Source organism: Desulfurispirillum indicum S5 (assembly GCF_000177635.2).
In the GTDB taxonomy this organism is placed as follows: Bacteria; Chrysiogenota; Chrysiogenetes; order Chrysiogenales; family Chrysiogenaceae; genus Desulfurispirillum; species Desulfurispirillum indicum.
The window spans coordinates 1,202,105-1,218,213 of the sequence record NC_014836.1; the positions used below are offsets into that span (position 1 = coordinate 1,202,105).

The 16,109-nt window shown below is 58.1% G+C and carries 9 protein-coding genes and 1 tRNA gene; 4 read left to right on the forward strand and 6 right to left on the reverse strand.

Annotation, left to right across the window (positions count from 1 at the left end; all coding sequences use genetic code 11):
- The first annotated feature begins 2 nt into the window (after window positions 1-2).
- Together clpA and SELIN_RS13845 are read left to right on the forward strand one after the other, a co-directional pair.
- Window positions 3-2,246, forward strand: coding sequence for an ATP-dependent Clp protease ATP-binding subunit ClpA (clpA, locus tag SELIN_RS05700; protein WP_013505717.1), 2,244 nt, complete (start codon window positions 3-5; stop codon window positions 2,244-2,246).
- 64 nt (window positions 2,247-2,310) lie between these two features.
- Window positions 2,311-4,158: a PAS domain-containing sensor histidine kinase gene (locus SELIN_RS13845; RefSeq protein ID WP_198007131.1), complete on the forward strand. Its 1,848-nt coding sequence runs from the start codon at window positions 2,311-2,313 to the stop codon at window positions 4,156-4,158.
- A gap of 14 nt (window positions 4,159-4,172) precedes the next feature.
- Here SELIN_RS13845 and SELIN_RS05710 read toward each other — a convergent pair whose 3' ends face one another.
- Together SELIN_RS05710 and SELIN_RS05715 are read right to left on the reverse strand one after the other, a co-directional pair.
- Window positions 4,173-7,229, reverse strand: coding sequence for an efflux RND transporter permease subunit (locus tag SELIN_RS05710; protein ID WP_013505719.1), 3,057 nt, complete (start codon window positions 7,227-7,229; stop codon window positions 4,173-4,175).
- Window positions 7,226-8,383 (reverse strand): efflux RND transporter periplasmic adaptor subunit, encoded by a 1,158-nt coding sequence (locus tag SELIN_RS05715; protein ID WP_013505720.1) that lies wholly within the window; start codon window positions 8,381-8,383, stop codon window positions 7,226-7,228. Before SELIN_RS05715 ends, SELIN_RS05710 begins: the two co-directional genes overlap by 4 nt.
- 1,102 nt (window positions 8,384-9,485) lie before the next feature.
- Here SELIN_RS05715 and SELIN_RS05730 point away from each other — a divergent pair.
- The gene (locus tag SELIN_RS05730) at window positions 9,486-10,226 is read left to right on the forward strand and encodes a hypothetical protein (RefSeq protein ID WP_013505721.1); all 741 of its coding nucleotides are present in this window, start codon (window positions 9,486-9,488) and stop codon (window positions 10,224-10,226) included.
- A gap of 33 nt (window positions 10,227-10,259) precedes the next feature.
- A complete protein-coding gene (locus SELIN_RS14625; RefSeq protein ID WP_013505722.1) occupies window positions 10,260-11,369 on the forward strand; it encodes a carboxysome shell carbonic anhydrase domain-containg protein in 1,110 nt (369 codons plus the stop codon).
- Here SELIN_RS14625 and SELIN_RS05735 read toward each other — a convergent pair.
- The 4 genes from SELIN_RS05735 to uvrC all read right to left on the reverse strand — a co-directional run bounded on the left by SELIN_RS05735 (window position 11,358) and on the right by uvrC (window position 16,094).
- Window positions 11,358-11,434: transfer RNA gene (locus SELIN_RS05735), tRNA-Pro, on the reverse strand. The genes SELIN_RS14625 and SELIN_RS05735 overlap by 12 nt on opposite strands.
- 1 nt (window position 11,435) lies before the next feature.
- Window positions 11,436-12,503 (reverse strand): glycosyltransferase family 9 protein, encoded by a 1,068-nt coding sequence (locus tag SELIN_RS05740; protein WP_013505723.1) that lies wholly within the window; start codon window positions 12,501-12,503, stop codon window positions 11,436-11,438.
- Window positions 12,504-12,936: 433 nt separating this feature from the next.
- Window positions 12,937-14,283: an asparagine--tRNA ligase gene (asnS, locus tag SELIN_RS05745; RefSeq protein ID WP_013505724.1), complete on the reverse strand. Its 1,347-nt coding sequence runs from the start codon at window positions 14,281-14,283 to the stop codon at window positions 12,937-12,939.
- Window positions 14,280-16,094 (reverse strand): excinuclease ABC subunit UvrC, encoded by a 1,815-nt coding sequence (uvrC, locus tag SELIN_RS05750; protein WP_013505725.1) that lies wholly within the window; start codon window positions 16,092-16,094, stop codon window positions 14,280-14,282. Before uvrC ends, asnS begins: the two co-directional genes overlap by 4 nt.
- Between the last annotated feature and the right edge of the window lie 15 nt (window positions 16,095-16,109).

Here is a 16,109-nt window from a genome sequence, read left to right on the forward strand (position 1 = left end):
CCATGATCAGCAAAGCCCTGAACCAGGTACTGTCTGCAGCCTTTCAGGATGCCAAGGAGCGAGGCCATGAATACCTGACCCTTGACCATCTGCTGTATGTCCTGCTCGATGACACCACGGTGAGCCAGGTCATACGCGAGTGCAACGGCAACCTGGAAATATTGAAAAATCAGCTGAACGAGTTTCTGGGGACACTGGAGTGCTTGCCGGAGGGAACCCGTGAAGATCCTGTGCAGACGGTGGCATTTCAGCGGGTGGTGCAGCGGGTGATCATCCATATCCAGAGCGCCGGCAAAGAGTTTGCTGACACCACTGATTTGCTGGCAGCCATGTTCATGGAAAATCACTCCATGGGAATCTACTATCTGCGCTCCCAGGGGATTGAGCGGGTGGACGTGCTGGAAGTTATATCCCATGGTCTGGCCGTTCAGGAGGAGCGGCCGGTGGACGAGTCCCGGCACGACGAAGGAGTGACCGATGAGAAAACCGCTGACGGCAGCAAACACTCCATGCTGGAAAAGTACACGCGGGAGCTGGTGCAGGCTGCCCGAGATGGCCAGATTGACCCCATTGTCGGCCGCGAACGCGAGCTGCATCGCACCATGCAGATCCTCTGCCGACGCAAGAAAAACAATCCGATTCTCATCGGCGAACCAGGAGTCGGCAAGACGGCCATAGCCGAAGGACTGGCTCTGAAAATAGCAGAGAGCACTGTTCCCGCGCCGCTCAAGGACGCGCGGGTCTACCTGCTGGATATGGGTGGCCTGCTGGCGGGTACCCGTTATCGCGGCGACTTTGAAAAGCGTCTCAAGGCCATCGTGGCAGAGCTGCAGAAGGATGCCGCCAACAGTATTCTCTTTATTGACGAAATTCATACCATTGTAGGTGCCGGTTCTACAGGCGGAGGCTCCATGGATGCCTCCAATATCCTCAAGCCGGCCCTGGCTTCGGGAAAACTGCGCTGCATAGGTGCTACTACTTTTTCGGAGTATCGCAACAATTTCAAAAAAGATACTGCCCTGAGCCGTCGCTTCCAGAATGTGGACGTTGGCGAGCCTTCCATTGAAGAGGCCGTTGCCATCCTGCGCGGGCTGAAGTCCCACTATGAAGCCCATCACGGGGTACAGTACAATCGCACCGCCCTGCGCGCCTGTGTGGAACTTTCCAGCCGCTATATTACCGAGCGATTTCTGCCCGACAAGGCCATCGACCTCATGGATGAAACCGGTGCCGCTTTTCGCATGCTCAGCGGCAGCCGCAGGCGCAAGACTGTCACTGTTTCCGATGTGGAAAAGGTCGTGGCGACCATGGCGAAGATTCCGGAAAAAACGGCCACCCTCTCCGAGAAACAGCGTTTGCGTACCCTGGAAGAAGATATGCTCCGCCGCATCTTCGGGCAGGGTAACGCCATTACGCAACTGAGTCGCTCCATCAAACGCTCCCGTGCCGGGCTTGGCAATCCGCGCAAACCCATGGGATCATTTCTCTTCACTGGTCCTACCGGCGTCGGCAAGACCGAGGTCAGCCGGCAGCTGGCAGAGCTTTTGGGCGTTCACTTTCAGCGCTTTGACATGAGCGAATACATGGAAAAGCACGCCGTGGCGCGCCTGATCGGCTCACCGCCGGGTTATGTGGGTTTTGAGCAGGGGGGGCTGCTGACGGAGACCATTCGCCGCCATCCCCACTGTGTGTTGCTGTTGGATGAAGTGGAAAAGGCCCACCAGGATATTATGAATATCCTGCTGCAGGTCATGGATCATGCCACTCTGACCGATAACACGGGGGCCACAGCGGATTTTCGCAATGTCATCCTGATCATGACCAGCAATTGTGGGGTCACCGAACCCGCCAGCCTCGGTTTTGGCAGCTCTCTGCAGCCACGCGCCGCCGATGCCGTCGAGCGATTTTTCTCACCGGAATTCCGCAACCGGCTGGACGCCATGATCGCCTTTGCGCCCCTTGATCAGTCGGTTATGCGTCGCATTGTTGATAAATTCATTGCAGAATTGTCAATCCAGCTGGAAGAAAAGAATGTGTCCATAGCCATCAGCGAAAAGGCTGCCGACTTTCTGGCCCGCAAGGGGTACAGTCCGAAATTCGGTGCCAGGCCTCTGGCCAACCTTATTCAACAGGAGATTCACGATCCCCTGGCCGAAGAGATACTCTTTGGGCAGCTGGAAAAGGGTGGCATCGTCCAAGTGGATTACAATGACAGCGCGGATGCCCTGTGTTTTCATTACCAGTGATCGGGGCACACCGCAATGGTGGGCCTGAAAGGCAGTGCTGTGCACAACGGGCGGTGAGATGCGCGTGAACTGCTCAACCGCCGGTGTCTTTTTCCTGGCAGCGCTGCTGTTCCTGTGGCTGCTGCATGGCGCATGGCACTGGCTGTACCTGGGGCCGCCAGGTCTGACACAGCTTCTCGCCTGGCAGGTCTGGCTGTTCTGCGCCACCATTGCCCTGATGGTGACCGGGGCTGGTGCGCTGGCATGCCGCTCCTTTTTGCGTGGTGGTGCCATTGTCAATATCACGGGGCTGCGCTACGAGGAGATGTGGAACACGGCCCTTTTCTTTAGTGGTTATGGCGTCTGGGAGTGGTTTCCCTCCGAAGGCCGGCTGAAGTGCTCTATCATGTGGAGGCAGATGCAGGGGCTTTCCGACGATATTTCTGAATCCGAGGTACTGAGAGACTGGCTTGAACGCATTCACCCCGATGATATCAATATCATGCAGGCTCGGGTGCAGGAGATCATCGAAGGTGGTGGCGACGTCTTTGAGAGTGAGTACCGGGTGCGCAATGCGGCTACCTCCGAGTATATGTGGGTGCTGGACAAAGGGCGCGTATTGCGTCGCGGCAGCGATGGTCAGGCGTTGCACATTGTGGGTATCAACACCGATATTTCGCGACGCAAAACCATTGAAGAAGAATTGCGCAAAGCGAAGGAGAACCTGGCTGAAGCGCAGCAGGTGGCCCATGTGGGGAGCTGGGAGTGGGATCTGAACACCGATCAGGTCACCTGGTCCGATGAGCTTTTTCGGCTGTTTGGCTACGATCCTGGTGAAGTGGCCAACGGCTCTGTCAATACACCATCTATCTATGACCCCGGTTACTGGGATCCCAACGACTGGTATAAGCTGCAGATGGCCGTGGCCGGAGCCATGGCCGATGGCGAAGAGTATGAGCTGGATTTGAGGGTACATCGCAGCGACGCGAAGCCCTGTTACGTCTTTGTACGCCTCAAGCCCATCCACGATGAAAATGGGGCAATTGCCAAACTGGTGGGAGTGGTCATGGATATCACGGCCCGCAAGGAGATGGAACAGAAGCTCAAGGAAATCAACCTGACCCTGGAGCAGCGCATTGAGGAGGAGATGGCCAAGCGCACCAGACATCAGGAGCTCTTTGTGCAGCAGTCAAAGATGGCGGCCATGGGAGACATGATCGGCGTCATCGCTCACCAGTGGTCCCAGCCCCTGAACGCCATTGGCCTGCAGGCCCAGTTCATGATGTATGACTTTGAGAGCCATGATAAAGCCTATTTTCAGGACGCCTCCGACACCATCATGCGGCAGGTCGAGTTCATGACCCAGACCCTCAAATCCTTCCGTGACTTTTTCAAACCGACGCGGGAAAAGACCGTCTTCCACGTGGGCAAAGCCATAGAAATCATCGTGGACCTCTTCGGAGTACAGTTCACCAAACACAATATCCATATCACCATTGACGCCGGGGGGGTGGATTACGCCAGCCTCCATGTGCTGGGCCTGCCCAACGAATTCAAGCAGGTGGTCCTGAATATGCTGCTCAATGCCCGTGACGCTATTCTGGATTTCATAAAACAGCATGGGGACAGTGACGGGGAGCACTTTATCCGCGTGGTTTTCGAGGAGGAGGCTGGAGTCATCCGCATCCGTATTCTCGATACAGGTGGTGGTATCCCAGCTGAAATCAAAGATCAGATATTCGACTACTACTTCTCAACCAAGGGCAGTGCCGGAACCGGTATCGGCCTCTATATCTCCAGAATCATCATCGAGCAGAACATGGGGGGGCGGATTCTGGTCAGCAACTGGGAGCGGGGAGCTGAGTTCACCCTGCAGCTGTGTCGTGCCGAACCTGCCACTGGGCAGGAAGAAACCCTGCCGGACTTCCACTGACAGCGCCCGTTTCGTTACGATTCACCGTGAAGAGTTTCTCCACGCTTTGCCATAACCCAGTGGTAGACAATGGGTATAATAAAGAGGCTGATGGCCGTTGAGCTGAACAGTCCACCAATGACCGCGCGGGCCATGGGCGCCTGGGCCTCGCTTCCCTCGCCGATCCCCAGAGCCAGAGGCATCAGTGCCAACATGGTGGTCAGGGATGTCATCAGCACTGGTCGAAAGCGGCGCTTGGCCGACTCTATTCCCGCCTGCAGCGCGCTCAATCCGTCTCTGGCCTGCAGGCGAATGGCGTAATCGACGATGAGGATGGCATTGTTGACGACAATACCCGCCAGCATCATCATGCCGATCAGCGACTGCATGTTGATGGTGCTGCCGGAAATCCACAGCGCCATGATAGCTCCGATAAAAGCCATGGGGACAGAGACCATGACGATGAGGGGCGCTTTCACGGACTCGTAGAGGGCCGCCAGGATCATGAAGACCAGCAGCACAGCCAGGCTGATCATGATGATGAGCTCACGGAAGGCCTTCTGCTGCTCCTGAAAGTCCGACTCCAGGGTGGCGGAATACTCCGCTGACATCTCCAGCCCGATCAGCAGCTCTTCGATATCCCGTCCGATACTGCCGATATCGCGCCCTTCGTTATTGGCGGAAAGCGAAAGAAACCGCTGCTGATTGCGTCGGTTGATCTCCCGTGGCCCATCGGCACTCTCTATGCTGACCAGCTGGCGGAGTACGACTGTCTGACCGCTCTCACTGCGCACCCGCAGGTTGCCGATGGCATCCAGGTCACCCCGGCCCTCTCCCTCAATGGCAAGGTATACAGGTGATTCTCTGCCATCCTTGCGCAGCAGACTGACTTGATAACCATCCATGCTGGCGCGGATGGCGCGCATGACATCCTCCACCTGCACGCCCATGCGACTGGTCAGGTCGTGGTTGACCCGCAGGTGCGTTTCCACCGAAGAGGCAAACTGCCCGCGGCGCACATCGGTGATGCCAGGGATGGTCGCCAGCTCCGCTTCAATGATATCCCCCCAGCGCTCCAGTTCCGCGATATTGTGCCCCCTGATGACGACTTCAAGGCGGTCATCATCGGTACTGCTGAGCATGCGCATAATGAAGAGCCCCTGCTCGGCACGGGTACGCACAATGGTTCCCGGGCTGAGCTTTATCTGGCGGCGAAGGTCACTGGCGATCTGTTCGCTGGAGCGCTGGCGCTGGGAGGGTGGCAGCAGGGAAAGTCGAACTTCCGCCCGCCCGTTGCGGCTCACCCGCGTGTCGTAGGCGCGAAGCTCTGGTGTCAGCTGGCGCAGCTGTTCCTCAAGGCTGCGCACCTGTTCGTCCAGAACGTTCATGCGGGTGCCCAGGGGCATTTCCACGAAGATGCGCACGCTGCTTTCGTCAGCCGCGGGCATGAATTCGCTGCCGAGCCTGGTGGCCACATTCAAGGAGAGAATGAAGAGCAGCGCCACCATGGCAAAGGTGCCGAAGCGACGTTGCACAGAGAAGTGCAGCACCCTTTCATAGGCGTTCTGCATCCGGTTGAAGATCCGCAGCAGTGCCGAACTCCACCGGGAAGTGTGCGCCCCCCTGGTATTGCCGCCACAGTTGAGGACGGGCACCAGCAGCAGGGCCATAATCAGCGAGCACAGCAGGGCAAAGGCTACCACATAGGCCATCTGGCGAAACATCAGCCCCGAGATACCTTCAGTGAAAAACAGGGGGAGAAAAATGACCATGGTGGTCAGGGTACTGGCGATGATGGCGGGAGTTACCTGACGTGCGCCAAGGGATGCCGTCTGCCGCGTGTCCCAGGGAGGAGTGCGGCGCAGAAAGTTGATATTTTCCTGAACCACGATGGAGTTGTCCACCATCATGCCGATTCCCAGAGCAAGGCCGCCCAGGGTCATGATATTGAGGCTCAGTCCCGAGAAATAAACCGGCACAAAGGTCGCCACTACCGAGACGGGAATGGCCGTCGCCACGGCAACGGTACTGCGGATATCACGCAGGAAGAAGAGCAGCACAATGACCGCCAGGCTGCCCCCGTACAGCATGGAGTAGCTGATATTGGCAATGGCCCGTTGAATGTAGGTGGACGTATCCGACAGGGTGATCATGCGAAACTGGGGAAAGGCCCGCTCAATGTGCAGCATCTCCCGTTTGACCCGCTCGGCCACCTCAACGGTGTTGCTGCCATCCTGCTTGCGCACGGCGATGCGCACCCCAGGCTCTCCGTTGATGCGGGTTATGCGCTCCTGCCGGACATGCCCCTCTTCGATGGTGGCAATCTGGTGCAGGCGGATAATGTTGTCATTGCGCCGTTCGACGATGATATCGGGAAAGTCCTCCAGCCCCTGCAGTCGGCTTGGGTAACGCAGCTGATACTCAAAGTCACCGCGCTGAATCTCGCCGAAGGAGTAGTCGCGGTTGGCCTCTTCCACGGCCCTTTGCACCTGCTGTAGGGTCAGGGAGTAGGACTCCAGGGCCACCGGGTTGACTCTGATGGTGATTTGCCGCTCACGGCCACCCCATACCTCTATACCAGCGACACCGGCAATGCGCTCCAGGCGGGAGCCGATCTCTTCCTCGGCGATATGGCGCAGGGTAGCCGGGTCGAGATTGGCAGTGGCGCCCAGGATGAGAATCGGAGCGGCGGAGACATCGAACTTGCGCAACTGGGGGCGGTCGATCCCCTCGGGAAGAGTGCGCATGGCCCTGTCAAGACGGTCGCGGATATCGTTGGCGGCGACGTCCAGATCCGTACCCCAGGTAAAGCTGAGACGAATCACACTGGTGCCACGGGAGGAGGTGGAGTTGATGGTCTCAATACCACTGATGATGCCCAGGGCCCGCTCCAGGGGAATGGTGACCAGGCGCTCCACCTCTTCGGGGCTGGCGTTATCGTAGGTGGTGACGACACTCAGAGTCGGATAGGTCATGTCGGGCATCAGGTCGATGGGCAGCCGTGAGAGGGAAAGCAGGCCGAAGAACACCGCGACCATGATGACCATGATGGTGCCGATAGGGCGTTGTACTGCTAAAGATGAAGGGTTCATGGTTTTTTCTGCCCGCCTGAGACCGTGTCGCCGTCGCGCAGGCGCTCGTGACCAGCTACGATGACGAAACCGGAGATTTCCGGTGAGAGAACCTCCACCATGCGGGCATCTTCACGGCCAGTGTGCACCTCCACCTGTTGCACCGTGGAGCTGTTGGGATCAAAGAGGAAGATGGCCGGCCTGCCATTGCGGTAGGTAATCGCGTTATGGGGAACCTGATAGACAGGGTGTTCGCTCTCAGAGCGCCATCTGACCTGCACGAACATCCCCGGCTGCAGTTTCTGCTCGGGGTTGGGCAGGGAAATTTCCACCCTGGCGTGGCGGGACAGTTCATCAAAGGCTGGTGCCTTGCGCACAACGGTGCCATGGAATATTTCGCCCGGATGGGTAGGGACGGTGATTTCTACGGCATCGCCCGGATTCAGGGCGTAGTAGTCGGCCTGGGTCAGGAACACCGTAGCAGTGAGGGTATGGATTTTTGCCAGGGTGAATACGGGCGTTCCCGATGCCAGATAGGCACCACGCTGCACAAGGCGGCGCTCCACCACCCGGGGAATGCCATCGTTCCAGCTGGCGGTGATAGTGAAATAGGAGTGCTGCAGTTTGGCCTGCTCCAGTGCCAGGCGCTTCAGTTCCACCTGGGCCTGGGCCAGGCGCAGACGGGCCTGCTGGGCCTCCCACTCGGCTTCGGCCTGATCCAGTTCCGCCGAAGAGGTGATATTCTGTCGGTGCAGTGAGCGCACGCGTTCCATACTCACCTGAGCCAGCTGCGCCCGCGAGGCAGCGTCATCCTCGTTGGCGATGGCCACCATCAGCTCTGCACTGGCCTGGGCGACCACAAGGGACTGCTGGGAGTCCTCGAGATTTGCCAGTATCTGTCCACTGCGAACCCGGTCACCGATATCCACCTGGAGCTCCTGCAGCGTACCGGCAGCTCTGGCCGAGACATTGAACTGCTCTTCGGATTCCAGGGAGCCCGAAAATGTGCGCACCGTGTACATGGGGGCGAAGAGAACCTCGCTGATAGTAACCTGGGGCGCAGTGCGGGCTGTTGGAGACGTTGGCGCTGTGGGCTGGGAAAACTGCGGTGGTCCCTGGAACCAGAGGGAGATGGAGACAATGGCGAGGAGAAACAGCAACAGATTCTTTTTCATGGAAAGTCCGATTTCAGGTGGTGAGCAGGCTGTTGAAAATCATCTGCGACACGGACCGCTGATTTTTTCGTGTGCCTGCCGGTTCAGGGTATTGCTGGCAGGGGTTATTCATGGAAACACCCGCTTATAACGTGAATAAAGTGACCATTGCAACGGAAATCGGATCGAATGATGAGAAAGCCTCTCGTTTGCGTGGGTGCCCCGCAGAGCAGCCTGGCACAGGTTCACCTTGCCTGTGTATTGAGAATGAGGCATAGTAAGGACTGCTGTTTCGCACCCTGAAACGGCAGGTTGTCTGCGCCGACTCTGATGCCATGTTGGAATGGCGGAAATGGTTCTGCACAGACTGCGTCACTTGACATTGCCCTCATCCTGTTTATGAGTTTCTTTTGCCACTTTTGGGTCGCCAAAAGTGGTGCAAAAGCGACCCCAGTGCTGTCCTTTTCAGCCGTCCGCTTGCCTGGAACTGGGGACCGCAAACAACCGCCCTCCGTGGCTTTTGGTTTGCGGTTGCCGCCGTCGTGGCGGCAACCCTGCGGGTCCATAGCGTTCCAGTCTTCGCGTCCTGGCTGGGCCAGCCCACGGGGGAGAGACAGAAACAGGCCGTTCCCCCCCTGAGCCCGTCCGGTGAGTGCGACGCCTGGCTGGCAAGACCCGAAGGGACACTCACAGGAAGTGAGTGGTCCGGCAGCACTGCAGGGAGGCAGGGGTCAGGCAACGCAAAGAGACCCAGGTGCAAGGCGCGGGCAAAGCGAGGAGTGAGGTGTACTCCCTGTACGTCGCAGTGACGAGCGATGACCGGCAACGCAGCAGATGGGGCTCTTTGGGCAGCCTGCTGCCGGATCTCCAGAACAGGCGAGCAGGCGATCCGGAAAAAACGGGCGTTCGGGGGGCGCGTTTTTGTGCCCTTTTTGCGCGGTCAAAAAGGGCAATATCCGGAAACGAAAAGAGGAATACCAGGTGAGTCAAGCATGCAAGATCAATGCTGTTTTCGCGGGGTAAGTGTCATGTTAATAGTTCCTTAAGTCAAGATGATAGATGCAAAACTTGAGTAAGGACATATCGTTTTTATGTCATAACGCAGTTCCTGAGGAGAATATTTATGAAACGCTTTTTTGCACCTGCCCTGGTCGTTGCACTGCTGGCGTCACCGCTGTGGGCCAAGGATATCAGTATTGAAGATTTCCTCACAGAGTCAGAGCCCCAGAAGGTTTTCCGCAGCATGTCCGAAGATATCGGAGCCGCTTTCGCCTATCGTTCCGTGGCTCCCGCCTACCGGCTAGGGGGGGTGCTGCCCGGCTTTGAACTGGGTGCCGACGTCAGTGTTTCCAGCCTCAACAACACTGGCACCTGGGGAAAGGTGGGCGAGAACGATTTTTCCAGTTCACTACCCCTGGCCCGCCTGACAGCTCAGGTCGGGCTGCCCTTTATTCCCCTTGACTTTGGTGTCGCCTATACTTCCGTCCCCAGTTCCGACCTGAAACTGATGGGCTATGAGCTGCGCTACAGTATCTGGGATGGCGGGGCACTGGCTCCGGCACTGGCGGCCAGGCTGAGCCACTCCAAACTCAGCGGCGTAGACGATCTCTCTTTTGATACCACGGCAGTGGAAGTCGGCGCTTCCTACGATTTTGCCATTATCACACCCTATGTGAATGCCGGCATGGTCAAGGTTACCAGCGATCCAGACGGAGTGGATGAGCTTGACAAGGAGACCTTCTCCCTCAAACGCTTCACGGTGGGCGCGCGCATTGCCATCATGCCCCTGGTCGGGGTAACCGTGGAGGCAGACACGACGGGGGATGTGCGAACCCTTACGGCAAAAATTGCCCTGCGCTTCTAGCACAACGGGTATTGCGGACACGAGGAGGTACTCATGATCCATCATCACGGCACCAGGAGCATCGACGAACGCATCGACTGGATACTGGATCTGAGCCAGCAGCACTCCCAGGTTTTCTGCAGCCCGGAAGCGCAGCTGGCCCGTAAACTCTACCAGGCCAAGCACAATACCATGGTGATTGTGCTCAAGTGCATGGATGGACGGATCCATATCCCCTACGCTACCCAGACCCCCCTCGGCATCATCACCCCCATGCGGAACCTGGGCGGCATGTTTGACCTGGGCTGGCCCTACCTGGGAGAGGTACTCTTCAACTCCGTCAATGACGCCGTCAGCGCCGGCAAAAAAGTCCTGATCCTCATCACCTACCACTATTCCAAGGGAAGTCGTGAGCGCGGCTGCGCCGGATTTCATTACGACTGTGACGCGGCCATGGAGCACACCTACCAGATCCGCCAGCAGGTGGAGGCCATTTTCGGTTCCGCCCACCAGACAGTGTATCCCATGGTGTGCGGTTTCGAGACCGATGAAGACGCCCTGATTTTCCACGGTGACGAAGAACGCACCCTGAATATGGCGACCATCAGTCAGGCAGATGAAGAGGGCCTCTATGGAGCCATTCGCGCCCTCTGCCCCGATATGCCGGTACAGATTACCCGTGACCTGCTGCCCCTGGCCATGGGCAATATCCGTCACATTGCCCAGATGCGGCAGACCAAGCGTGAACTCAACATCGACCACCAGGAGTGGATGATCTGCGTCGGACGGGGCTTCGATTTTCTCCATGTACCCAATGTGGCCCTGATCGTCGGCCCTTACAGTCCCGATCTCAGTGGCCCCATTGCCAAGGCCGCTTCCATAATTGAAGCCAATATGCGCGAGGGGCGCATCCGCGACGACGGTTTCTTTCTGCTGGCTTCGGCGCCCTACCGCGAAGTGGGCATGGATCGCGCCCGGGCGGAGCTGAAGTCCCGCTTTCTCTCGGACTTTGCCGCCAGGGTGATCGCCGAGAGCCTGCCGCAGCTGTACCCGAAGATGATTCGCAAAACAGCGATCCTGAACTGGCAGACGCGGGCCCTGGAAATTATTCAGCATCATGGAAATGCACAAGAGGGGGCAAGAGAAGGGAAATGGTCGGAGTGAGAGGATTCGAACCTCCGGCTTCACCGTCCCGAACGGTGTACTCTACCAGGCTGAGTTACACTCCGACTACTGATTCTGTTTGACGGTCAACATAAGCGTATCAAATTTTTCGATGACGTCAATGGGCTTGATGATATCCATGACATGGGGATGGCGGACACGCTGTCCCCATCGCAGTTTGTCTTCAGACGTACCCATGTAGGTTCTGACAGCATGGGGGTAGCGGTTTACGACCCACTGCTGGCTGAGGTAAGGGCCGGTACGCAGGGGATTTGATCCGGCATAGAGGCCGATGGCCGGTGTACCCATGGCCGTGGCCATGTGCATGGGTCCGGAATCGGGGGCAATCACGGCGACTGCGCCACCGATCAGCGCCAGCAGAGTCTTCAGGGAGGTGCCCCCGATGGCATTGACGGTGGTGTCCGGGGTGAGCAGGCTGATCTGCTCACCGTACTGCAGCTCCGTACTGGTTCTGCCTCCAGTGAGGATCGTGGCGATGCCGTACTGCTGGGCTATATGCCGGATCACTTCAGCGTACCCTTGTGCTGACCAGTTGCGGAAATTGCGGGTGCGCTGGGTGGAGCAGGGGCTGAGGACAATATAGGGTGTATTCTCCGGAACCAGGAGTTGCGCCTTTTCCCGCTCTTCCGGAGGAATGGGGATATTCCAGCGCAGGCTGAGGTCACGGGCTCCCAGCATGCGGGCGAAGTCCAGAAAGCCGTCGAGCACATGCCCGTTTGCGGATTCGGGAATATGGTGGTTGGTTACAAGCCACTGAAAGTCCTTGGCCCGCTTCCGGTCGAAGCCCAGGCGCGTCCTGGCCCGGATCGCCAGGGAGAGCGCACTGGCCCGCAGTGCCACCTGCATAAGCAGCAGCACATCAAAGCACCGTTCATTCAACGAACGCCGAAGTTCCAGGAGCCCCTTCACACCACTGGCCTTGTCGTACACGATGAATTCCACACCCTCCAGGCCCTGAAGCAGCAGATATTCGGCCTTGCCGATCACCCAGGTGATGCTGGCCTGGGGGTGGCGTCGCTGGATGGCGCGCACCGCGGGCACCAGATTGCACACATCGCCCAGGGCGGAGAGGCGCAGGATACAGATGGTACGTGGACTTTCGGGCAGGGGCATGGGTGATCTTTCTCAGTCTGAAATTGTCAGGAGAATGTTATCGTTTGTGTAACTCTTCACGGTGTAGCAGCATTCGCGCCCGCATTCCTCACGGAGACACTCGCTTTCATCCGTGGCTCGAGTCTTTGCCGCTCGCCATCCGGGCTCGCTCTCGGAACACAGGCGCTCCTGCTGAAATACAACTGCGTGACCGTGAATGGTTACTCGTTTGTTAACACGGAAGCTTCACATCTTGTTGTCTTGGGTTAAGGTGTTATTATTCTAACATTTATCGCGCGGAAACTGTATTGATTTTGAATGCTTGACTTATCTGGTATTCATCCTTTTGCTTCGGGATATTGCACTTTTTGACCGCGCAAAAAGTACACAAAAACGCGCCCCCCGAACGCCCGTTTTTCCGGCTCGCCTGTTCCGGAGATCCGGCAGCAGGCGGTTAAATCAGTTTGGGTGCCCGGGGAAAGGGAATGACATCGCGAATATTGTGCACTCCCGTGACATATTGCAGCAGCCGCTCCAGTCCCAGGCCAAATCCGGCATGGGGCTGATTTCCGTAACGCCGGAGCTCCAGATACCAGTCCATGGACTCCATGTCAAGGCCGATTTCTTCCATGCGCTGCTGGAGGACATGAATGTCGTCCTCGCGCTGGGAACCGCCGATGATCTCCCCTATGCCAGGCAGCAGCAGATCCATGGCCCGCACCGTTGTGCCATCATCGTTGAGCTTCATGTAGAACGCCTTGATCTGTTTCGGGTAGTCGGTGACAAAGACGGGTTTCTGGAAGTGTTCTTCGCAAAGGTAGCGCTCATGTTCCGACTGCAGATCCACCCCCCAGGCTACGGGGAACGTAAAGGAGCGGGGAGCCTCCAGCAGGATTTCAATGGCCTGGGTGTAGGTGATGCGCGCAAATGATCCCGCAGTGGTCTGTTGCAGCTTCTGTAACAGACCCTTTTCCATATGCTGCTCAAAGAACGCCAGCTCGGCCGCAAAGGTGTCGCATACATGGCGGACCATGGATTGAACAAAGTCTTCCGCCAGTGCCATGATATCGTCCAGGTCAGCAAAAGCCACTTCCGGCTCCACCATCCAGAACTCCGCCAGGTGGCGCGAGGTGTTGGAATTTTCCGAGCGGAAGGTGGGGCCGAAGGTATAAATTCTGCCCAGGGCCGTGGCGAAGGCCTCTCCCTCCAGCTGGCCACTGACCGTGAGCGAAGCCGGGCGCCCAAAAAAGTCCTGCTCCATATGGGTGTCTCCCGCCGGCAGGGTGGTGACGCGAAACTGCTCTCCGGCGCCTTCACAGTCATTGGCCGTGATAATAGGCGTCTGCACCCAGTGGAAGCCCAGGTCAGCAAAGTAGCGGTGAATCGCGTGGCTCAGGGACGAGCGCAGGCGGAAAACCGCGTTGAAGGTGTTTGACCTGGGGCGCAGGTGGGGAAGGCCACGCAGGAACTCCAGGCTGTGGCGTTTTTTCTGCAGGGGGTAGGATTCGGGAGCTTCGCCGGTGATTTCGATGGACTGCGCCTGCAGCTCCCACTGCTGACCCGTTCCCGGCGAGGGTACCACGTGTCCGTGGCAGCGCAGGGCGGTTCCGGTGGAGATGTCTGCAGTCTGATCGGCGGGCAGTTCACTGATGATCTGCAGGCTTTCAAAGCAGCTGCCATCGTTGATGGCGATAAAGGTAATGTGCTTGGACTGGCGGCAGGTGCGCACCAGGCCGCAGACGGTCACGGACTGCTCCGTATGCTGGCCGCTGAGTATGTGGGCTATGGGGATATGCTTCATGGTGTTTCCTCGTGTGGTGGTGTTGACGGCTCGGCGTGCTGCTGCAGATACTGAACCAGGGCGCTGGCAACCCGGTCTCCGCAGAGCGCCTCCAGCTGCTGCTGGTTCTGGAGAATATCCTCGTAGCTGGAAAAGGTCGCCAGGATTTTCTGCAGGCTTTTGGGGCCGATGCCGGGAATGGCCAGCAGCGAGCTGGTCAGGGATTCACGGTCGCGCCCTCGGCTGTGGGCGGTGATGCCGAAGCGGTGCGCCTCGTCCCGCAGATGCTGCAGAACACGGTATACGGAACGCCCGCGCACGGCAATAGGATTTTTGCGGCCGGGAATATGGATTTCGTCATAGTGCTTGCTCTCCTGCCCCCGGCTCTTGCGGCTGCGCCCCTTGGAGATGGAGATAACCGCAATGCCCAGTGCCAGCTCCTCCAGAACTTTCTGGGCCATATTGAGCTGCGAGGCGCCACCATCGATGAGGATGAGATCGGGATGGCTCTCCGAGGCCAGCGATCCCTGGAAACGGCGCTGCAGGGTGCGGGCGATCATCAGGTAGTCGTCGTTCTGGTCAAAGCCCTCCAGGCGAAAGAGACGGTAGGCCGATGGCAGCAGTTCTCCATCCTTCCAGACCGACATGGAACCTATGGGGTAGCTGCCCTGGAAGGCCGAAATGTCATAGCATTCCATGCGCTCGAGCTTCGCCAGCCCCAGGCGCTGCATCAGTTCGCTGGCCTCTTCCTGGGCCTGCTTGTCGCCGTGCTTTTCCAGATTGACCTGCGCCAGTTCGAGATACCGGACCTTCTTGCCCCGCTGGGGCACGCGAAAATCAATGCGCTGGTGTTTCAGGAACGCCTCGTAGTGCTCCTGTTCCTCCTGGGGCAGTGGCAGATTGCTGACAATGAGATCCGGTGCGTTCAGCCCCGCCATGTACTCGCGCAGAATCGCCGCCACGGCTTCGGCGTCCGTGTCGCAGGAGAGCAGGCGCTTGACATAGCTGCCCGAGAGCTTGCCGTCGCGGATAATCAGGATGGAAGCCAGGTAGCGGTCCCGGGCGGGATGCTTTTCCAGGTAGTAGACGTCGATGTTTTCCCCGGCGCAGTCCAGCACCATCTGGGCGTTGATGACCTTGTGAATGGAGGCCAGACGGTCGCGGATTTCGGCGGCGCGCTCAAAATCCAGAGTGGCGGCGGCGCGCTTCATCTGATCCTCCATGCGCTGCACGGTGGCGCGGCTTTTGCCCCGGAAGAAATCCACCAGCTCCATGAGCTCCGCCTGGTAGGTATCCTTGACGGAGAAGACGCAGGGAGCCAGGCAGTTGCCGATTTCGTGCTCTATGCAGGGTTTGGAACGCTTCTGCAATTCCGTGTCACTGCAGCTGCGCAGCTTGTAAATATGCTCCAGCAGACGAAACAGTCGAAAGACGCCTGAGCCGTGGACAAAGGGGCCGAAGTAGCGGGCTCCATCGGGTTTGATCTTGCGTACCACCGTCATGCGAGGGTAGGGGTGGCGGAAATCGATGCGGATGAAGGGGTAGGTTTTGTCGTCACGCAGCAGGGTATTATAGCGGGGCTGATGCTGCTTGATGAGGGTGTTTTCCAGGATAAAGGCTTCATTTTCATTGAAGACCTGCACGTATTCGACCCGCTCCACCAGTGAGACCATGCGGGCGATCTTCACCGGCAGCTCCGAAGCCAGATAGCTGCGCAGGCGTTTGATCAGCGATTTCGCCTTGCCCACATAGAGAATGGTGTCCGCGCCGGCGTACATGGTGTAGACGCCGGGAGCATCGGGGGCCTGTTCGATCATGTGGGGTTGCAGCATCGGTTCTCTTTCCCT